Source organism: Bartonella callosciuri (assembly GCF_014203215.1).
GTDB classification, from domain to species: domain Bacteria; phylum Pseudomonadota; class Alphaproteobacteria; order Rhizobiales; family Rhizobiaceae; genus Bartonella; species Bartonella callosciuri.
Window position 1 is genome coordinate 214,627 of the sequence record NZ_JACHIM010000003.1, and the last position, 18,232, is coordinate 232,858.

Annotated in this window: 22 protein-coding genes, 1 tRNA gene and 4 pseudogenes; 5 read left to right on the top strand and 22 right to left on the bottom strand. The window is 38.8% G+C overall.

Annotated elements, in window-relative coordinates; all coding sequences use genetic code 11:
- The first annotated feature begins 124 nt into the window (after positions 1-124).
- Positions 125-511 (top strand): YbaN family protein, encoded by a 387-nt coding sequence (locus HNQ69_RS04360; protein ID WP_183228857.1) that lies wholly within the window; start codon positions 125-127, stop codon positions 509-511.
- A 325-nt stretch (positions 512-836) separates the two neighbouring features.
- Here the strand turns inward: HNQ69_RS04360 and pncB are convergent, their stop codons facing one another.
- From pncB to HNQ69_RS08495, 18 genes and pseudogenes are all read right to left on the bottom strand, one after another.
- Complete coding sequence (pncB, locus tag HNQ69_RS04365) at positions 837-2,141, bottom strand: nicotinate phosphoribosyltransferase (RefSeq protein WP_183228858.1); 1,305 nt, start codon at positions 2,139-2,141, stop codon at positions 837-839.
- 75 nt (positions 2,142-2,216) lie between these two features.
- The gene (locus HNQ69_RS08415) at positions 2,217-2,363 is read right to left on the bottom strand and encodes a hypothetical protein (RefSeq protein ID WP_484478990.1); all 147 of its coding nucleotides are present in this window, start codon (positions 2,361-2,363) and stop codon (positions 2,217-2,219) included.
- A 104-nt stretch (positions 2,364-2,467) separates the two neighbouring features.
- Positions 2,468-2,734 (bottom strand): GH36-type glycosyl hydrolase domain-containing protein, encoded by a 267-nt coding sequence (locus HNQ69_RS08420; RefSeq protein ID WP_484478991.1) that lies wholly within the window; start codon positions 2,732-2,734, stop codon positions 2,468-2,470.
- A 41-nt stretch (positions 2,735-2,775) separates the two neighbouring features.
- Positions 2,776-3,108, bottom strand: a complete 333-nt coding sequence (locus HNQ69_RS08425) for a GH36-type glycosyl hydrolase domain-containing protein (protein WP_484478992.1) — start codon at positions 3,106-3,108, stop codon at positions 2,776-2,778.
- 173 nt (positions 3,109-3,281) lie between these two features.
- Positions 3,282-3,584: pseudogene (locus HNQ69_RS08430) on the bottom strand (hypothetical protein); the annotation flags it as partial.
- A gap of 140 nt (positions 3,585-3,724) precedes the next feature.
- Positions 3,725-3,934, bottom strand: a complete 210-nt coding sequence (locus HNQ69_RS08435) for a hypothetical protein (protein WP_484479003.1) — start codon at positions 3,932-3,934, stop codon at positions 3,725-3,727.
- Positions 3,868-4,697, bottom strand: a pseudogene (locus HNQ69_RS08440) (hypothetical protein). Before HNQ69_RS08440 ends, HNQ69_RS08435 begins: the two are co-directional and overlap by 67 nt.
- Positions 4,592-5,122, bottom strand: a complete 531-nt coding sequence (locus HNQ69_RS08445) for a hypothetical protein (RefSeq protein WP_484478993.1) — start codon at positions 5,120-5,122, stop codon at positions 4,592-4,594. The pseudogene HNQ69_RS08440 and the gene HNQ69_RS08445 overlap by 106 nt, the downstream one beginning before the upstream one ends.
- A 77-nt stretch (positions 5,123-5,199) precedes the next feature.
- Complete coding sequence (locus tag HNQ69_RS08450; RefSeq protein WP_484479004.1) at positions 5,200-5,604, bottom strand: hypothetical protein; 405 nt, start codon at positions 5,602-5,604, stop codon at positions 5,200-5,202.
- A complete protein-coding gene (locus tag HNQ69_RS08455) occupies positions 5,487-5,858 on the bottom strand; it encodes a hypothetical protein (protein WP_484478994.1) in 372 nt (123 codons plus the stop codon). Before HNQ69_RS08455 ends, HNQ69_RS08450 begins: the two co-directional genes overlap by 118 nt.
- A 76-nt stretch (positions 5,859-5,934) precedes the next feature.
- Complete coding sequence (locus HNQ69_RS08460) at positions 5,935-6,090, bottom strand: hypothetical protein (protein ID WP_484479005.1); 156 nt, start codon at positions 6,088-6,090, stop codon at positions 5,935-5,937.
- A 200-nt stretch (positions 6,091-6,290) separates the two neighbouring features.
- A pseudogene (locus tag HNQ69_RS08465) lies at positions 6,291-6,515 on the bottom strand (hypothetical protein); the annotation flags it as partial.
- Between the two features lie 72 nt (positions 6,516-6,587).
- The gene (locus tag HNQ69_RS08470) at positions 6,588-6,833 is read right to left on the bottom strand and encodes a hypothetical protein (RefSeq protein ID WP_484478995.1); all 246 of its coding nucleotides are present in this window, start codon (positions 6,831-6,833) and stop codon (positions 6,588-6,590) included.
- Between the two features lie 9 nt (positions 6,834-6,842).
- On the bottom strand, positions 6,843-7,097 hold the full coding sequence (locus HNQ69_RS08475) for a hypothetical protein (protein ID WP_484478996.1): 255 nt from the start codon (positions 7,095-7,097) through the stop codon (positions 6,843-6,845).
- Between the two features lie 215 nt (positions 7,098-7,312).
- Complete coding sequence (locus HNQ69_RS08480; protein WP_484478997.1) at positions 7,313-7,615, bottom strand: hypothetical protein; 303 nt, start codon at positions 7,613-7,615, stop codon at positions 7,313-7,315.
- Between the two features lie 473 nt (positions 7,616-8,088).
- Positions 8,089-8,580: a hypothetical protein gene (locus HNQ69_RS08485; protein ID WP_484478998.1), complete on the bottom strand. Its 492-nt coding sequence runs from the start codon at positions 8,578-8,580 to the stop codon at positions 8,089-8,091.
- Between the two features lie 664 nt (positions 8,581-9,244).
- Positions 9,245-9,517 carry a hypothetical protein gene (locus HNQ69_RS08490; RefSeq protein WP_484478999.1) on the bottom strand — a complete coding sequence of 91 codons (273 nt, stop codon included), beginning with the start codon at positions 9,515-9,517 and terminating at the stop codon, positions 9,245-9,247.
- Positions 9,490-9,894, bottom strand: a complete 405-nt coding sequence (locus HNQ69_RS08495; RefSeq protein ID WP_484479000.1) for a hypothetical protein — start codon at positions 9,892-9,894, stop codon at positions 9,490-9,492. The genes HNQ69_RS08490 and HNQ69_RS08495 overlap by 28 nt, the downstream gene beginning before the upstream one ends.
- Before the next feature lie 85 nt (positions 9,895-9,979).
- Here HNQ69_RS08495 and HNQ69_RS08500 point away from each other — a divergent pair, with 85 nt between their 5' ends.
- The gene (locus HNQ69_RS08500) at positions 9,980-10,117 is read left to right on the top strand and encodes a hypothetical protein (protein WP_484479001.1); all 138 of its coding nucleotides are present in this window, start codon (positions 9,980-9,982) and stop codon (positions 10,115-10,117) included.
- Here the strand turns inward: HNQ69_RS08500 and HNQ69_RS08505 are convergent.
- The 4 genes from HNQ69_RS08505 to aroA all read right to left on the bottom strand — a co-directional run bounded on the left by HNQ69_RS08505 (position 10,114) and on the right by aroA (position 14,896).
- Positions 10,114-10,371 carry a hypothetical protein gene (locus tag HNQ69_RS08505; protein WP_484479002.1) on the bottom strand — a complete coding sequence of 86 codons (258 nt, stop codon included), beginning with the start codon at positions 10,369-10,371 and terminating at the stop codon, positions 10,114-10,116. The genes HNQ69_RS08500 and HNQ69_RS08505 overlap by 4 nt on opposite strands.
- A 712-nt stretch (positions 10,372-11,083) precedes the next feature.
- A complete protein-coding gene (gene rpsA / locus HNQ69_RS04375; RefSeq protein ID WP_183228859.1) occupies positions 11,084-12,790 on the bottom strand; it encodes a 30S ribosomal protein S1 in 1,707 nt (568 codons plus the stop codon).
- A gap of 133 nt (positions 12,791-12,923) precedes the next feature.
- Positions 12,924-13,571: a (d)CMP kinase gene (gene cmk / locus HNQ69_RS04380; RefSeq protein WP_183228860.1), complete on the bottom strand. Its 648-nt coding sequence runs from the start codon at positions 13,569-13,571 to the stop codon at positions 12,924-12,926.
- On the bottom strand, positions 13,568-14,896 hold the full coding sequence (aroA, locus tag HNQ69_RS04385; RefSeq protein WP_183228861.1) for a 3-phosphoshikimate 1-carboxyvinyltransferase: 1,329 nt from the start codon (positions 14,894-14,896) through the stop codon (positions 13,568-13,570). The genes cmk and aroA overlap by 4 nt, the downstream gene beginning before the upstream one ends.
- A 186-nt stretch (positions 14,897-15,082) precedes the next feature.
- Between aroA and HNQ69_RS04390 the strand changes: the two genes are divergently transcribed.
- From HNQ69_RS04390 to ilvD, 3 genes and pseudogenes are all read left to right on the top strand, one after another.
- Positions 15,083-15,454, top strand: coding sequence for a TIGR02300 family protein (locus tag HNQ69_RS04390; RefSeq protein WP_183228862.1), 372 nt, complete (start codon positions 15,083-15,085; stop codon positions 15,452-15,454).
- A gap of 121 nt (positions 15,455-15,575) precedes the next feature.
- Positions 15,576-15,651: transfer RNA gene (locus HNQ69_RS04395), tRNA-Ala, on the top strand.
- A gap of 614 nt (positions 15,652-16,265) precedes the next feature.
- A pseudogene (gene ilvD, locus HNQ69_RS04400) lies at positions 16,266-18,087 on the top strand (dihydroxy-acid dehydratase).
- Positions 18,088-18,232 lie beyond the last annotated feature (145 nt).

Genomic DNA, 18,232 nt, shown 5'->3' on the forward strand with positions numbered 1-18,232 from the left:
AGTATCATAAGAAATTTATTTATGAATGAATTGGTGTTAGGGAATAGTTGTCCGTTAAAACATATCATATGAAAAGCAGTGGGATACAATGGTAATCTTTTATAGAGGAAAATAGCACGAAAGGATGGAAAACGATTTTAAGATATCTCGCCTTGTGCGTATTTTCATTTCTATAATGGGGTGGGCAATGGTTGTTTTGGGTATTATCGGTATAATGTTACCTATTATGCCAACTGTACCTTTTTTATTATTTGCTTCATGGTGTTTTGCTCGTTCATCACCACGTTTTCATCGTTGGTTGAATGATCATCGCGTTTTTGGTCCACCTATTAAACGATGGGAGGAAAAGCGGGCCATTCCACCATTTGTTAAAATTTTTGCGATAGTGAGTATGGTGGGTGGCTTTTTATCCTTTCTAGTGATGGTGCATCCTGCTTTGTGGTTTGCCTTATTGGTTGTTGCTATTTTGCTGTTGATTACTATTTACATTGTGACGCGTCCTTCTGCATAATGACAGAAATAAAAGATTTTATGAGTTGAAGATTTTTTTATTTTTACTGATTTATGAAAGTCACTGACAGGAGTCATCGTCTCAAAATTAGGGGATACTGTCTATTTAAGATATATACGAGCTGATAAGCTTTTTGAGAATGTTATACTATGCGTATAGTATTAGATAAATGATATGTTCGTAAAACAATTTTATGAGCAATGATAGACTATCTTTATAAAAAGGTGCTTATTTTATTAATGATAAGAGAGTCTGCATCAGCTTACCAGTATTAGTTAGCAATTTTATAGCCATTTGTCTTTAATTTTATACAAATCTGACTTATTTAAGTCTTTATGGGTCTAGCGATACGTTTTTCATTGCCGAAAAAATTGAGATAACGTTGTATTTCTCTTGGGGTACCGATAGTTTTTTCAGGATTATCTGACAATTTTACGGCTGGTTGACCATTTGCATGAGTAACTTTACAAACAAGGGAAAAAACATCAAATGTTGCGATTTTCTGAGGTGCACAGCCTGCAAAATCGTTAGTAAGATCTGTTCCCCATCCAAAATTCATACGCACTTTACCATGGAAGTGATGGTAGGTTTTTTCAATTGTATCGACATCAAGCGCATCAGAAAAAATCAATAATTTTTCACGTGGATCTTTTCCTTTTTCTTTCCACCATTGAATAATGCGTTCGCCGCCCTCAATAGGGGGAGCACTATCAGATCTAAAACCTGTCCAATCAGCTACCCAATCTGGGGCATTGCGTAAAAATGCTTCTGTGCCAAAAGTATCAGGCAAAACAATGAGAAGATTACCACCATAATAACGATTCCAATCTTGCAAAACCTGATAAGGCGCCTTGCTCAGTTCATTATCATTATTGGCGAGTGCAGCAATGACCATAGGTAATTCATGTGCATTGGTCCCAAGAGCTTCTAAATCTGTATCCATGGCGAGGAGAACATTAGAAGTTCCCGTAAAAGAATCACCAATGCCTTCCTTTAATGCTTCGACACACCAGCGTTGCCATAAAAAAGAATGGCGACGTCTTGTGCCAAAATCAGATATTCTGATATCAGGTAATTTTTTAAGACGTTCAACTTTACTCCACATTTTTGCTTTGGCACGTGCATAAAGGATATCGAGAGCAAAACGCCCAAATTTTTTCATAGCAGCACGTGAACGTAATTCACTGATAATAGCAAGGGCAGGGATTTCCCACATGGAGCTATGGGTCCATGGACCATGAAAATGGAGAATATATTGACCATCTTTGCGGGTTAGTTCATATTCTGGTAGTTGAAAATTCTCAAGCCAATGAAGAAATTCTGGTTCGAAAATTTGTTTACGTCCATAAAATGTATTACCAGCAAGCCAAATCATTTCTTTTTTCGTAAAGCGCAAGCTAAGGGCATGATCAAGTTGGGCACGCAACTCACCTTCATCAATATCGTCGGCAAGACGTATTGTTTTTGTACGATTTATGAGGGAGAAGGTAACATTGACATTGGGGTAAAGTCCCCAAATCATTTGCACCATAAGAAGTTTATAAAAATCCGTATCGAGAAGTGAACGAATAATAGGGTCAAGCTTCCAGGTATGGTTGTAAACACGTCTCGCAATGTCTGGATGATTCATAACCCTTTTTCTTTCAGTCTCGTGGAATCTAAAATTATTTGTGCACTAACACGATCAATATAGGGAACACGCAGACTATAACAACTCTAAGGTTTTGAGCAAGAATAAAAAAGCTTTTTCTTTTTTAGATTTGATGGCACGTATGATTTTATGTTTTCCTGTTTTTTGTAACGGTATTCCTGCATGAACGCCTGTATCTTTTTTACCATTCATACTGAGCATATTTTCAGATCCCTATTTCACTTTAATGATGTAAACGGCATCATGAAATTTCATTTTGCTTCATATTTTAGCCATAAGGATGGCATGTTTGGATGTTAAAATAACTAGTCGCCTTGAAGGCGAAATCCAAGAATAGCCTGTGTTGCGGCGCGATAAAACCATCCTCCTGAGCCTATATACCATGTCCAACCGTCTTGTCCACGATGTGGTTCAACGGTATAAATATCTGCAGCCATAACATAAGGTTTAACGCGATAAATTTCAGGATCTTGTCCATGAGTAATTGGGTTGATCATAGAAAACAGAGAATAAGCTCTGTCTGCTTCAGCCATTTCAGCAAGTGCTAGAATGCTCCAAATGGCACCATGCATGTATTGACCGCCATTTTCTGGAATTCCTGTAGGATAACCTTTTATCTAACCGGGTTCGAGAGTAGTTTTATCAAAAGGTGGCTAGAAGAGACGTATAAGACCGCCTTTTTCATCGCACAGGTGTTCAAGCATTGATGCCATTGCTGTTTTTTGGCGTTTGAGAGATGCCATTTGAGAAATAGCAGCCCAAGATTGCGCAATGGTATCAATTTTGCATCATCATTTATTTTAGAACCAAGAGGCGTTCCATCATCAAAATAACCACGTTGATACCAAGCACCAGCCCATCCATTTTTTTCTAGGGAGTTTTTCAAATGCTCAAGATATGTACTCCATGCTTGCATATGGTTGTTATCACCACGTTTTTTTTGCAAGAGGAATAAATGCTTGTAGTGTGGCACCAAGAAACCACCCCAACCAAATGGTTTCCTCTTTTCCTTCGATGCCTACTAAGTTCATGCCATCATTTCAATCACCGCCTAAAATAAGGGGGAGTCTATGTGATCCAGAGCCTTTGATAGCAAGATCTAAAGCTAAAGCACAATGTTCATAAATTGTGGCGACCTCTGAAGATTGTGTAGGTTGAAAGTAAGAATTGTGTTATCCTTCGGTCAGAGGAGGCTCCTTCAATAAAATTAATTGGGGTACCAAGAAGTGTGTAGTTACCAGTGGTGTTTACATAAAGAGCTATTCCATATGCAAGCCAAACGATGTCATCAGAAATACGTGTACGAACACCGGCATTTGTATCAGGCAACCACCAATGCTGTACATCGCCTTCAAGAAATTGATATCCTGCAGCTTTTAACAATTGTTTACGCGCCAGTTGTGGTTCAAATAATAACAAGGATAAGTTGTCTTTTAATTAGTCGTGGAAGCTAAATACACCACTGGCTTGATAAAAAGCTGCGCGTGCCATTATACGGCAAGCATATGTTTGATCAGGGAGCCAATGGTTGACCAAAATATCAAAAGAGGGATCAAGTGTTTTTACTTGGAGTGGGAAAAAAAGTCACTCCATTGCTGCCTTTGTTGTTTGAGCAGCGTTTTGAAATTAGTTTCACGCACTTGGTCTAGCAATTTTTCAGCTTCTTGCCTGTTTTCAGCACTGCCAAGATAGAAAATGATTTCTTTTATTTTCTCTGGTTGAAGATCAATATCATAGGCGAATGCTGAACAAGGATTACATCCTGCTTCAATTGTATTTTTAAAAGAGCACCAGCTTTACAGATCGCCTGAGGATATGTAACCGTTCCCGTTACACCGATAAATTCAATGCGATCGGTGATCGTACTTGTTGGTATTTGTGATGCTGATAAAAATACCACTTGTTGCGATTTTTCGGTGTGATAAGGATTTTGAATAAAATGCACACCACATTTAGGTCATAAGAAGAAAGTATAAAGGGTGCATATTTTGTGCGGACATTGCATAAAATCCATTCAACATAATTATAAAGGCGTAAATTGCGTGGTTCTTTCCATTCATTTTTGAGGATAAGGCGTGAAAGGCGAATCGGTTTTTTCAAATCGATTGTGGGGGTCAGTTCTAAAGCAATTTCTGAATGTGTGGATTTAAAGGTTAAAAATCCAAAACCATGGCAAGTCTCATAGATAACATTTTCATCACATTCGACAGCAGAAATAGATGAGAAACCTTTTAAATACAGACGATCAACAAGATAAAGTGCTTCTCCTGGACGATTGCAAATGGAATCATTGCTTCAAGAGATTAATTGATAATCACGGCTATTGTTAGCCCAAGTAAAGAGTGCGCCTTCAGCAGAAACATGAAAGCTAAAGCTGCTGTTAGCAATAATATTAATCCACGGTGTGGTGGTTTGTCCGTGAAGGCGTATTACATAATGGTTATGGTTGTTAAAACCACCATAATCATTCCAGTATTGTATATCTTTTCTATCAACGGAGAGAAACGGTGGTTTTTGTTGACTGATAAGACCAATGGAAGTAAAAGGATTTTTTTCAGTTCGTGTTGCAGTTGGTCTTCTTTCGTTATATTTTTGGTAATTGAACGCAATAATAAATAACATAATAAATAATAGAGCTCTTGATGACTCTTTCGAGTTCCTAAATCAAAATCACTTACTTCAAGCCGTTTAAGTTGTTCAGACAAAGACCCATTTTGGGCGTAAAGGACAATACGGGCTGATGCAAGAAGCATTTTAAAACTCTGTTCATTCATCTGATCACGCCGAAACGTGAAAATATGTTGACGTTCACCTGTTTCATGAATGTGGTGACGATAAGGTTCGCATACCCATTCAATAGCATGTTGTGTATTTTGTATATAGGAAAATGTTTGTTCATTGAGAATGATCAGATCCACAATAAGCCCACGCATACGCCAATATTCATGGGCTTTAAGCATTCACGCAGGACAGTTATATCTCCCTCATTATCTAATCTGAGAAGACAAATAGGAATTTCTCCTGAAAGTGGTATAGGTCAGAGATCAGATTGTTTACCAAGTATTTTGGCTAATGTTTTTGGAGGGAGACGCCATGCTCGATCAGGATAGAGAAGCGGTGTTATATATTTTTGATAAGTAAAAGCTTCTTTAAGGTTAACGCCGTTCTGGTAGAGCGAGACTTGTGAACGTGTCCATGTCATTGAAAATTCCTGCTGGAATATATTGGGGTGTCGATAACGTTTAATATGATTTGGCAACGTTTCTTTTGCATGAACAGCAAAAGTCCAAAAGATAAGTTCAGCTTTTTCATTTGCTGGAATTTTTATATGGCATCGGAGTGAAATAATAGGATCAAGAACATAACCTTGGCTTTTGCTAAAACGAGTATTTTTATCAAAAGCAGCAGGTTGATGAATGGATCGTCCTCGACAAGTAAACAGTGAGTGATCTGTTTCAGCTTCTGTTTCTTGAAGATTCTCATTATATCGGTAACAAAATGGGCAATGTGAATCTCAGGGTCACTAGAAGAACGTTTGCGCCTTTTAGCGAAAATTGTTCTTCCTTCTTCAGCAATTTCTATTTCTATAAACATATGTGAAAAGACAGGATGGGCGCAATCCGTGTCCATGGTTGCAAGTGCGAGTTCGCCATACGAGGTTACTTCAATGAGACGGTCCTTATGCGTTATATTCATAAGTTGAATACGTCTTCCTTTGCTGCACCCTTCAGATTGTAATAAGACCTTTCAAGGGTTGATTGAATACTATCAACTATTTTTGGATATTCAGCGTTTTCATCTGTAAAAATGCAAACAGTTTCTTTTTCAACAATACGTGTTGGTTCCCAGTAACAGACCACCAACGTCCATTATGCGTATCACGTAGAAAGAATAAAGTGCCTTGTTGAGCTTCTGTCGGGTCAGGCATAAAACGTGTAATCACATAATCATACTAACGGCTGTAGCCAGAATCATTAGTTGTCAGCATTGTAGAATAGGGACCGTTAGATAAAAGCAAAGTTGCACGTGGTTTAAGCAGTGGATTCTTGATAATACGAAAGGGGCGTCATCAAATTCTCGAGAGTTATGACGCATGCGATTAACCGCCTTTGTATGAATGATGGGAATTTAATGCGACGCTCTTTCCTGTAATAAAAATTGAATTACTTTAACGATTAGATCATGGTGGAAACGGTCACGTCTCCGCCCTTGAAAAATAATATTGTCTATAGCGAGAATGGACATGCCATGATGGTGCGCATAATAATTGCGTACAACGGCGTATTTTTCTCCTGTTTTTATGCGTGAAGGAGTAAAGTCGACAGAATCGTAATAACCATATGTTCCTAAAGTGCTAAGATCACGTAGTCGTTTTAAATTGGTTACGGCTTGATGAGGTGCGTATTGTTCCGCTAGAAGGTTGGCCTAGGGAGCAATAACAGCATTGCGTAAGAGCCCACGTTGGAGTCCGAGGCTCGGAGCACAAAAATTGGCATATTGGTAATTCATTAAGTGGTCGTGAGCATTAAATGTAGCTTCTGAAATACCCCATGGTAATCCGCGTTTTTTAGCGTATTCTATTTGATGACGAATAATCAATCGATTCGTTTGGTCTAGGAGAGATCGCAAAGGTTCGCATATAAAAAGAGACGACATGAGATATTCGAACATGGATCCCGACTATGATAAGAGTGCACCTTTCCAACCAATGGGGACGAATAGTCGACCAAGATGAAGCCAGTGTTTAACTTTTATATCTCCTTTTGCTATGGCAAAAAGACTTGTGAGCCGGGCTTCTGAAACAAGCAGATCGTAACAACTTTCATCGAGTTTGTTTTCTTGAACACGGTATCCAATAGCCAAGAGATGCCGTTCAGTTTGTTCTAAAAAATCAAATTTCATATCAAAGGCTATTTGCCGAGCCTTTACAGCCAAAGTGCTTAATTGTTTGCATAGTTTTTTGCTATCATAGGCACCAACAGTATCGTGATGATGGGCATTACAGGTTTCTAAAAGACATTTAGCCCATGAGAGTGCGCGAGCGGATTCTGTTGTTTGAACTTTTTAATTAAGTTCAGCTATTAGGTGAATAATATCACGGGCAGTGAGTGAAGGGTTATTAAGATGAGAAGTCATCGTATTTGTTTTTTCTACAAAATCACAAACGGAGTGATCAAAATTGACGATACACCCTTCAATTTTTTTTGTAAGGGACGTAAACTTGGTTGATTATCTGAAATTTCTTTGACAGTTTCAGTAAGAATGGTATGAACATCACACAAGCCTGCTCGATCACTTTGAAAAAAAACATAAGGTGGTTCAGCCCATTCACTTAAGGCTGAAGCAAGTGTCACCAAATGGCCAGCGAGATTTCCTGAATCAACGGTTGATACATAGGTAGGCAAGAGAGGTTTGAGTGTATCTGTTGCATACCAATTGGTAGAGATGTCCACGGAATTTTTCCATTTTTTCAAGAGTGCTTAATGTACATTCAATGCTTGGAATAGCCTCTTCAAAACTAATCCAGCCAAAATCACGCGCAGTAATAACAGAAAGAAGATAAACTCCAATATTTGTAGGAGATGTACGATGAGCAATAAGAGGTTCGGGATCTTCTTGAAAATTATCAGGTGGTAAATAATTGCTTTGTGCATTGACAAAGGTTGCATAATAAACAAGTCCTTCGAGCAATATGTCGGAGTGTTTTTTTATCTTCGGAAGATATATCAAGAGTATCTTGAAATGTTGATGGTTGACTGACAAACCACGCAATAAAGGGTGAAAAAACACGCGATTCTAAAGGGTAAAGCAATAAAGCTTGCGAAAGCATTAGACAAGAGAGGAAGTACTATAGCAAGAATGCCTGTAAGCGATGCTGGCCACATTGTAAGAATGTAGAAGCCAAGACTGTTGCGAATCGACCTGGTTAAGGCAGAAGTTTTCCATTCAAGCAGGTATTTTTTGAAATCATCATGCGATAAAGTGTACGAATAATCGCATCAGTCATAAAATAAACTGAATGAGTAAGAAATATATTTCCACCTGTGAGGGTTGTTTTTTTCAAAATTAATTGAAGATCTCCGCGCAAATAATAATCAGTATTGGATAGAATAAGAGTTTGTAATACGCCTAAAATTGATGAGATGAAGAGGCTAAGCAATAAGAATGTTTGCCAGATAATTGCTGTTTTAAAAGGTAAAAGAGACCATCCTGTGATTGCTGCGATCAACCACATAAGCGGTGTGAGAGAATGGCGCAAATTATCTTGTATTTTCCAACATGTCGTGGAGCTAATTTGATGAGGGAGAAAAAGATAACGCAAGAGTTGCCAATTACTGCGAGTCCAACGGTGATAACGTGCAACATCAACATTATAGGCTGTTGGATAATCCTCAATCACTTCTACATTAATATACATGCAGTACGTGCATATCCTCCTTCTAAAAGATCATGACTAAGAACAGTAGTTTCTTTAATTTTACCATTAAGAGCTTATTGAAACACATCAATATTATAACAAGCCTTTTCCAATGAAAGTTCCTTCTCCCAAAAGATCTTGATAAGTGTCAGAAACAGCAAAGACATAAGGATCAATTTCACGATTGGTGGAAAAAATTCGTTGCAGAATTGATGTTTCTTTTCTTTTTGTAAGAGAAAATGTAATACGAGGCTGTAAATGCTATAGCCTTTTATAAATTCTCCATTTTGTGGGTCGAAAATAGGGTGGTTAAGTGGATGATTCAGTTTTCCAACGAGCTTTGTGACACTTGCAGGGGTAAGCCGTGTTTCTGCATCTAGAGTTATAACAAAACGGCAATTCATGGGGAGATGTGGATTTTGGGGATAAAAGCTTATATTTTTTTATCGCCTCTTAATAGCAGATTGAGTTCATGAAGTTTTCCACGCTTTCTTTCCCATCCCATCCAGCAGTTCTCGCTAGTATTATAAAGACGTTGACGGTGTAAAAGAAAAAAGAGCGGAATATCATCGTGATGATAATGTTTATTGAGTTTATCGATACTTTTTTGCGCATAATGTAACAGATCAAAATCATCTTATGTTTCTCTCAAAGAAGAGTCTACCTAATCTGTAATGAGGGCGAAATGAATGGCACCTTTTGGATTAGAAAGATAGTGTACTTCAAGATTGCGCACTTGCTCATCAATGTAATCGCACGATGTGATTAAAGTAGGTACAACAACCATTGTGCGTGCATGTTGGGGAATACCCTCTTTATATTCATAACCAATGAGTTGTTTTGGCGGAATAAACCATGAAACAACAATGTTGAAGAAGGCAAAAATAGCATCCATAGCAGGGAACAAGGCTAGTGCGGTAAAGAAAGGGGCATCCATGGTGCCCATGGTGCTATGTCAGATCTTTGTAAGCGAGCGTAGACTGAAAGCAGAAGAAAAAGGGGTAAAAGAGAAACAGGAATTGCAATGATTTTTATCTTTGAATAGCAGAAAGACTGTGCCCACTTTATGAGTAGAGAGGTGGTGTAACTACAAACTTTTTCAAAAGCATAACGCTCATCATCGACGAGATACCACCTAACAGAGGACTTGTTATTATGAAGGATCTCTTTAGAGGAAGAATGTGCCATTTTTATAGCTTTGCGTGCAACTTCCAATTCACTAAGAGGCGAAAGACGTGCAATTTTTTCAATTACTTGTCGATAGATATTACGTGAGTGAGAATCAATTTCGGAAAAATCACTATTTTCACGCAAAATAGAGTTTACAGAGCTGACAGTTTCAAACCATACTGTCCGATCGATATTGTCAATGGCTTTAAGGCTACAAACAATATTACCTATGTTTACACCATCTGTCGCTTGGCGGGTATGTTCATCGGTTGTTACAATTTCTAAGCTGCTGCTTTGGCTTTGTAATTGCTTTTCAAGCCAATTTAATGCGGTTGTTGAATCGATAGATGCACCACGTAGACGCTAGAATAAAGTGACTGAAAAGGTTGGATAAACAGTGAATGGTTCATATTGCGTAAAAGCGGTATGTAATTTTGTTTTATTGTCTGTAAGAGCAATTTTATTGGCTACTTGATGGGCAAGATGACGCATATATCGTGTTTGTTCAATATGTAATGAAAGGCGACAAACATTTTCAATTAACAGCATTTGTATAACAGAATAGAGTGTCCATAATTCACTAATTTTGAGGGCACATACTTCTTGAAACCCATTGATCATAGCTGTGAAGTGCTTTTTGTGAAAATCTGCTATCTGTATGCGCAATATAAAGCCAAGCTAAAGCAAAAATACGTGGTATTCCTGCCTTTTGTTTATAAAGAGGAAGTTGCTTGATGAGGGAGTTGGATAAATTACGGTGTAGCAGGTGTATGGTTTTGTCAATGGTATAATGATTATCAATAAGCCATTGAGCAGAGAGCGCAATGGTTTCATCATTCCGAGCAGCGATATCGCTGGTCTGAAAAGCATGGAGAATAAATTTAGCATTCTCGCTTAACCTTTTATGGAAATTGTTTTCTCCTTTATATTCAGGAAGTAAGTTTTCTTTTTCAGAGGCTAATATCACGACCTAATTTATAAAGTTCTTCCTGTGATTTATAAGTTGAGCAAATAGGAAGGTTGGTTTCAGTGAGGGAGCGACTTGTTGTTTTTTGAGAAAAGAAATACTTCATGAAAGGTATTGTGAATGCCTTAAGACTCTAATGCTATTTCATTATTCCGTTTTTTTATATTTCATCGGCTGTAAGCATTGTATCGTAATAATGATAAGTTCATAGAAAGAAAATAGACTTTTTGTTTTTCTTTGAGAGTATTTGTCATTTTTTATGAGAGAATTGAAGAAACAAGTAGATAATTTCTTCGCAAAATAAAAAAGGTCGCTAGAAAGATAAGCGACCTTAGTTTTGACAGGTATTTTATAATAATTAGATAATTAATCTTGTTCTTGTTCTTGTTTTTTCAAAACTGCGCCAAGAATATCACCAAGAGAAGCGCCTGAGTCTGTAGAGCCATATTGTGCAACAGCCTCTTTTTCTTCTGCAATTTCTAAAGCTTTAATAGACACTGAAAGTTTACGTGTTTTTTTATCAAAAGCAGTGATGCGGGCATCAACCCTCTGACCAATTGAGAAACGTTCAGGGCGCTGCTCATCACGGTCACGGGCCAATTCGGCACGGCGAATGGTTGTTTCGAGATTGTGATCAATCAATTTTACATCAATGTCATTGTCATTAACGGCGATAACCTCACATGTTACAACAGCACCTTTGCGCAGTTCGCCAGCAGCAGCTGCCTCTCCAACTTTATCGCTAGAAAGTTGCTTAATTCCAAGAGAGATACGTTCTTTTTCAACGTCAACATCAAGGACCACAACTTTAACAATATCACCTTTATTGTAAGCATCAATAACCTGTTCACCAGGGCGGTTCCAGTCAAGATCAGAGAGATGAACCATTCCGTCAACATCGCCTTCAAGACCAATGAAGAGACCAAACTCTGTTTTATTTTTAACTTCACCTTCAATTTGCGAATTGACAGGAAATTTATTGGCAAAAGCGACCCACGGATTTTCAAATGTTTGCTTTAAGCCAAGAGAAATACGCCGTTTAGAAGGATCAATTTCAAGAACAACAACTTCTACTTCTTGTGATGTGGAGAGAAGTTTTCCCGGATGAATGTTTTTCTTTGTCCAACTCATTTCGGAAACGTGGATGAGTCCTTCAATTCCTGGTTCGATTTCAACAAAACCACCGTAATCAGTAATGTTTGTAACAGTCCCAGTAATTTTTTTACCAACTGGGTATCTAGCACTAATGCTTTCCCACGGATCACTTTCAAGCTGTTTCATACCAAGAGAGATACGGTGTGTATCTTGATTGATGCGAATAATTTGCACTTTAATCATTTGACCAATTGTGAGGACTTCAGATGGGTGGTTAACACGCCGCCATGCCATATCTGTAACGTGCAAGAGACCATCAACTCCACCAAGATCAACGAAGGCACCATAATCGGTGATATTTTTAACAACACCTTCAACAATTTGATTTTCTTCAAGATTTTGTACGATTTCTGAACGTTGTTCAGCACGACTTTCCTCTAAGACAGTCCGACGTGAAACGACAATATTCCCACGACGACGATCCATTTTCAAAATTTCGAAGGATTGTGAATTATGCATGAGAGGTGAAACATCGCGAATAGGGCGAATATCAACTTGACTGCGAGGTAAGAAAGCGACAGCACCATCGAGATCGACTGTAAAGCCTCCTTTTACTTGGCTAAAGATAACACCTTCGACGCGTTCACCGGCATTGAATTTTTCTTCTAAACGAATCCAGCTTTCTTCACGCCGTGCTTTTTCACGCGATAGAACAGCTTCCCCCATCGCATTTTCAATGCGTTCAATGTAAACGTCAACTTCATCGCCAACTTGTAAGGAACCGTCTTTTCCTTTAGCTCCAAATTCTTTGAGTGGAATACGTCCTTCGACTTTAAGTCCAGCATCAATAATAGCCATGTCTTTTTCGATGGCAATGACACGCCCTTTAACAACGGATCCTTCATTAAGGTCATTGGTTTGGAAGGATTCCATGAGAAGGGTTTCGAAATCCGCTACTGTGGGATTATATTGTGACATAAGAACTCCTGATACATACCTCAATTATAAGAGGTATAAGCGCTAGGTTAGTGTTGACACGAGGTAACTTCCTGCCTTTTCCCTTAATACAGGAAGAAAAGTTAGCGCTCAGCCGGAAATTACCTTGACGACTTCATCCAATTATACGCTCTTTTATGATTGGATCAATAAAAGTGCGTGCAATTGCAAATGTTGCCTCTATACTCAATTCTGACGTATCAAGCAAGTGGGCGTTTTTCGCTGGTTTTAATGGGCTTTGTTTGCGCGTTATATCGCGATTGTCACGTTGTTTAAGGTTGGCAAGAATTTCATGATAATCTATTTGGACTCCTTTTTTTAAAATCTCTTGATAACGACGTTTTGCCCGTGTTTCAACGTTGGCTAGAATATAAAGCTTAACATCGGCATTAGGGTAGACGACAGTACCAATATCACGCCCATCAAGTACACTGCCAGGCAAAATTTCAGCAAATTTGCGTTGTTTTGCAACAAGAATTTCACGTACAGCCGGTATAAGTGCTATTTTTGAAGCAGCTTCACCAAGTTCATGAGAAGAGAGAAGAGTTGGATTTAAAGTATCAAAATCAAGTTCTGTGGCACAAGCAAGAGCACTTTTTTCATCATCGAGAGCCAATTTTTGTTGTAAAAGTGCGTGCGCAACACCGCGATAAGTGAGACCAGTATCGAGATGGTGAAGATGATAATGAGCAGCAATGTTGTGTGCTAATGTCCCTTTCCCTGAAGCTGCTGGTCCATCAATTGCAATAACAAAAGGTTTCAAGAAATTTTCCCTCCAAGTTGTTTTGTGAAAGGGATAAATTCTGGAAAGCTGGTAGCGATCATTCGTTTATCATCAATGGTTACAGGTTTTTCTGATGCTAGTCCAAAGACTAGAAAGCACATGGCAATTCGATGATCAAGATGTGTGGTGACGTTTCCACCACCCAATCCTTTTGTGGAGTTTTTTCCATAGACAATGAGAAAATCTGCACCTTCTTCACACTCTACGTGATTAATCTTTAGTCCTTGAGCAACCGCAGACAGTCGATCTGATTCTTTAACGCGTAACTCTTCAAGTCCTAACATAATTGTTTTGCCTTCAGCAAAAGCTGCTGCTACCGCCAAAGCGGGATATTCATCAATCATTGATGGGGCGCGTTCTTTGGGCACAGTTACGCCTTTTAGCGGTGATGATTGGACCCGCAAGTCGGCAACAATTTCTCCACCTGTTTGGCGTTGGTTCAAAAGTTCAATTTGAGCGCCCATTTCCCACAATGTTTCGATAAGCCCCATTCGAGAACTGTTTATAAGAACATTTTCAATGGTGATGTCGGAATCTTCTACAATAAGAGCTGCTATAAGAGGAAAAGCTGCAGAAGAGGGATCACCTGGAATATCAATAGTTTGTCCGGTAAGGTGTGGTTGGCCATGGAGATGGATAAAACGCGTTCCTTCTGCATCTGTTTCGATTTCAAGTTCAGCACCAAACGCTTTTAATATTTTTTCCGTATGGTCTCGCGTAGGAACCTGTTCAATAACAGTTGTGGTACCAGCAGTATTGAGTCCGGCAAGCAGGATAGCTGATTTAACTTGGGCAGAAGCCATTGGAACACGGTAGCAAATTGGGTTAGCCGTTTTCGGTCCATAAAGCGTTAAAGGGAGAAAATCGCCATGGGTTGCTTCAATTTCAACACCCATTAATCGCAGTGGGTCGAGAATGCGTCCCATTGGGCGTTTGGAAAGAGAGGCGTCGCCGATAAAAGTTGTTTTCATATGATAAGGACCAACCATTCCCATAATTAGGCGGGCACCTGTTCCAGCATTGCCAAAATCTAAAGGTTGTTGTGCAGCTAAGAGGCAGCCATTCCCGGTTCCCCGAATAATCCAAAGATCATTTTCTTTATAAATATAGGCTCCCATAGCTTGCATAGCGGCAGCGGTTTTTAAAACGTCATCGCTTTCAAGCAATCCATGAATATGTGTTTCACCATTTGCTAACCCTCCTAATATAAGCGACCGATGGGAAATTGATTTATCTCCTGGTATTTTAATTTTTCCAGAAAGATGCGTAGATTTATAGGCGGTTATGGGTATTGCTTTTTTCATAGAAGTTCTATCTATTTCTACCTGCATTTTTTTAAATTAAGCATCCTTTAGCACATGCTTTAAAAAGCGTCATGAGGAAATCCATATGGAACGATGTATTTATCTTTGACAAAGATATTATTTTTTGATTAAGCACCATAAAATTTATTTTTTAATAGAATTATAGTTAATTAAGAGGCATGGTTTATGGCAAAACAGGAACTTGGAACTAAGCGTATTGATCCAGAAACGGGAAAGAAGTTTTATGACCTTAACCGCGACCCCATTGTGTCGCCTTATACAGGAATTTCTTATCCGCGTTCTTATTTTGAGGTTGCGGCAGCTGAAGCAAATAGTGAAGAAGACGTTGATACTGAAGAGCTTGATACAGCACTTGAGAAATCTGCCTTTATGCTTCTTGAAGAGGATGGTGACGATTCTAAAGACGATGATCTTCCTGATTTGGAGGATAGTGATGTTGATCTCAGTGATGACGACGATACGTTTTTGTCGCACGATGATGATGATGATGTTTCCGATATTCTCGGAGGCGGTGTTTCTAATGATGATGATTCTTAAGAGAAGTATGAGGGTATTCTTTTTATTAAATGCAAATTCTTCTTGATCTTCGATTTTTATCGTTCTAAAAAAATTTTTAATATTATTTTCCGTTCTTTTAAGGGGATATATGTCTTTATGTGGGGCTATAGCTCAGCTGGGAGAGCGCTTGCATGGCATGCAAGAGGTCAGCGGTTCGATCCCGCTTAGCTCCACCAAAAAGACCAGTATGTTTTGCTTAGCAAGGCACAAAATTAAAAAATGATTTTTGCGTGGCTTGAGAAAGCTACTTTATTCATAGTAGTTGCTTCGAGAGTAATTTCTTTTTCTCAATGGTTTCATAAGAAGTCTGTTTATAATTGCCCGCTATACGTCTTTTGTTTATAATATTTATGAGGTTTTATTGGAATGAAAGCGAAGGGGCAGGTTTGGGATATTGGGGGTCCGCCCAAAGATATTGGGTCGCTTATCATTCGTGATAGAAAACCGTATAAAAGGAGCACCTGAAAAGAGAAGTTGTACGGATAAAGACTTTTTTCATATAAGTAAAGGTTAAACATTGTTTTTAGCAACCCAAGTGAACGCTTGCTCTAAGGTTTTCTAAATCTAAGGATTAAAAGAGGCTCTTAGCGGTCCTCTGAACGATTCAGAGAGTATTTATAACCTATTAGGCCATGAAACAATGGCTGTCGAAAATAGGGGCTTCTCGTGACTTTTTATAACTTAAATGTCTCAAAAGAGGTATTTTTCTCGTTCTAATACGTAAGCTCTTGTTTTTAGGATTGGTTTCCAGCACAACAAAGAAAATGGAATTATTTGAGGGGAAAAAATAATACCTTTTTACCATTCAAGAATATCAACTCATGGGCGCAATATGGTAGGGGCTCGTGGTCTTTGGCGTGCAACAGGGATAAAAGAGACTGATTTTTGCAAACCTATTGTTGCTATTGCGAATTCTTTTACCCAATTTGTGCCAGGGCATGTCCATTTAAAGATCTTGGGCAATTGGTAGCACAGGAAATAGCTATTGCTGCCGGTGTTGCGAAAGAGTTTAATACAATTGCTGTAGATGATGGAATTGCTATGGGACATGATGGAATGCTTTATTCTCTACCTTCACGTGAAATTATTGCTGCTTCTGTTGAAGATATGGTCAATGCCCATTGTGCTGATGCTCTTGTCTGTATTTCCAATTGCGACAAAGTTACACCCGATATGTTGATGGCTTCTTTACGCTTGAATATTCCAACAATCTTTGTTTCAGGTGGTCCTATAGAAGCGGGAAGATTAAATGGAAAGATCAAGATCTTACTGTTGACTTAGTTGATGCAATGGCTGCTGTAGCCTCTGAGCATAATTCAGAAAAAGAAGTTGCTGAAATGGAACGTGCTGCTTGTCCTACATGTGGTTCTTGTTCAGGAATGTTTACCGCTAATTTTATGAATTGTCTGACCGAAGCATTAGGGTTTGCTCTTCCTGGAAATGGATCAGTGTGAGCGATGCATGCAAATCATCGGATTCTTTTCGAAGAAGCTGGACAACAGATTGTTGCATTGGTCAATGCGTTGTGATGAAAAAGGTGATAAGACAATTTTGCCACACTCTATTGCTTCGCGCAAGGCTTTTGAAAATGCAATGACTGTAGATATTGCCATGGGGGATCAACCAATACAGTGCTCCATCTTTTAGCGGCAGCACAAGAAGGTGAGGTGGATTTTACCATGACGGATATTGATCGCCTTTCACGCCATGTTCCTGTTTTATGCAAGGTTGCCAATATGCATAGGGAGGATGTTCATCGTGCTGGTGGTATTATGGGACTATTAGGGGAGTTAGATGCGGCTGGACTTATTGATGCATCGGCTTATACCGTTCATACAAAAACGATGAAAGAAGCTCTTTGTCGTTGGGATGTAAAAAACCAATAAACCAACGATCCATGAATTTTATCGTGCAGCTCCAGGTGGTGTTCCAACACAAACAGCTTTTAGTCAATCTTGTCGTTACAATACCCTGGATCTTGATCGTGAAAAGGGTGTGATTCGCGATAGCAAACATGCATATTCGCAAGATAGAGGATTGGCGGTTCTTTACGGAAATCTTGCGAAAGATGGCTGTATTGTGAAAACAGCAGGTTTTGATCAATCAATTTTAACTTTTAAAGGTCTAGCAAGAATTTTTGAAAGCCAGGATTCAGCTGTTTCAGCGATCTTGACCGATAAAGTTAAATCAGGTGATATTGTTTTATCCGTTATGAAGGTCCATGTGGTGGACCTGGAATGCAAGAAATGCTCTATCCAACAAGTTATTTCAAATCTAAAGGATTAGGAAAGGTTTGTGCACTTATAACAGATGGTCATTTTGCAGGTGGAACTTCAGTGCTTTCTATCGGACATGTTTCACTAGAGGCTGCTGAGGGAGGCGCAATTGCTCTAGTAGAAGAAGGGGATATCATAGAAATTGATATTCTTAATCGTACGATTCATATGGTGGTTGATGGCGTTGAGATGATGCATCATCGTACCAAAATGGAAGCAAAAGGGAAAGCGGCTTGGCAATCGGTTGAGAAGCGTGAGCGGAAGGTTTCAAAGGCTCTCAAAGCGTATGCAGCGATGACAACTTCTGCTGCTAAGGGTGCGGTTTGTAGCATTTGATTGAGTGAAGAGTCTCGTTTGTGGAAAATAAACAGAATTCTTAGAAATTTTGTGAACATTGTTTCATAATGTTCCAAGCTGATTATTTTACTGCTGTGGAAGAATAGTTTGAACCGGAGTAAGTAAAATTTTAGGAAAGAAGTAA

Excerpts from the sequence above, each read along its gene's own strand:
- HNQ69_RS04360 (WP_183228857.1), top strand. The coding sequence starts at position 125 with ATGGAAAACGATTTTAAGATATCTCGCCTTGTGCGTATTTTCATTTCT.
- pncB (WP_183228858.1), bottom strand. The coding sequence starts at position 2,141 with ATGAATCATCCAGACATTGCGAGACGTGTTTACAACCATACCTGGAAG.
- HNQ69_RS08415 (WP_484478990.1), bottom strand. The coding sequence starts at position 2,363 with ATGCTCAGTATGAATGGTAAAAAAGATACAGGCGTTCATGCAGGAATA.
- HNQ69_RS08420 (WP_484478991.1), bottom strand. The coding sequence starts at position 2,734 with ATGCATGGTGCCATTTGGAGCATTCTAGCACTTGCTGAAATGGCTGAA.
- HNQ69_RS08445 (WP_484478993.1), bottom strand. The coding sequence starts at position 5,122 with ATGCTTAAAGCCCATGAATATTGGCGTATGCGTGGGCTTATTGTGGAT.
- HNQ69_RS08455 (WP_484478994.1), bottom strand. The coding sequence starts at position 5,858 with ATGAATATAACGCATAAGGACCGTCTCATTGAAGTAACCTCGTATGGC.
- HNQ69_RS08460 (WP_484479005.1), bottom strand. The coding sequence starts at position 6,090 with ATGCCTGACCCGACAGAAGCTCAACAAGGCACTTTATTCTTTCTACGT.
- HNQ69_RS08470 (WP_484478995.1), bottom strand. The coding sequence starts at position 6,833 with ATGTTCGAATATCTCATGTCGTCTCTTTTTATATGCGAACCTTTGCGA.
- HNQ69_RS08485 (WP_484478998.1), bottom strand. The coding sequence starts at position 8,580 with ATGTATATTAATGTAGAAGTGATTGAGGATTATCCAACAGCCTATAAT.
- HNQ69_RS08490 (WP_484478999.1), bottom strand. The coding sequence starts at position 9,517 with ATGGATGCCCCTTTCTTTACCGCACTAGCCTTGTTCCCTGCTATGGAT.
- HNQ69_RS08500 (WP_484479001.1), top strand. The coding sequence starts at position 9,980 with ATGTTTACACCATCTGTCGCTTGGCGGGTATGTTCATCGGTTGTTACA.
- HNQ69_RS08505 (WP_484479002.1), bottom strand. The coding sequence starts at position 10,371 with ATGATCAATGGGTTTCAAGAAGTATGTGCCCTCAAAATTAGTGAATTA.
- rpsA (WP_183228859.1), bottom strand. The coding sequence starts at position 12,790 with ATGTCACAATATAATCCCACAGTAGCGGATTTCGAAACCCTTCTCATG.
- aroA (WP_183228861.1), bottom strand. The coding sequence starts at position 14,896 with ATGAAAAAAGCAATACCCATAACCGCCTATAAATCTACGCATCTTTCT.
- HNQ69_RS04390 (WP_183228862.1), top strand. The coding sequence starts at position 15,083 with ATGGCAAAACAGGAACTTGGAACTAAGCGTATTGATCCAGAAACGGGA.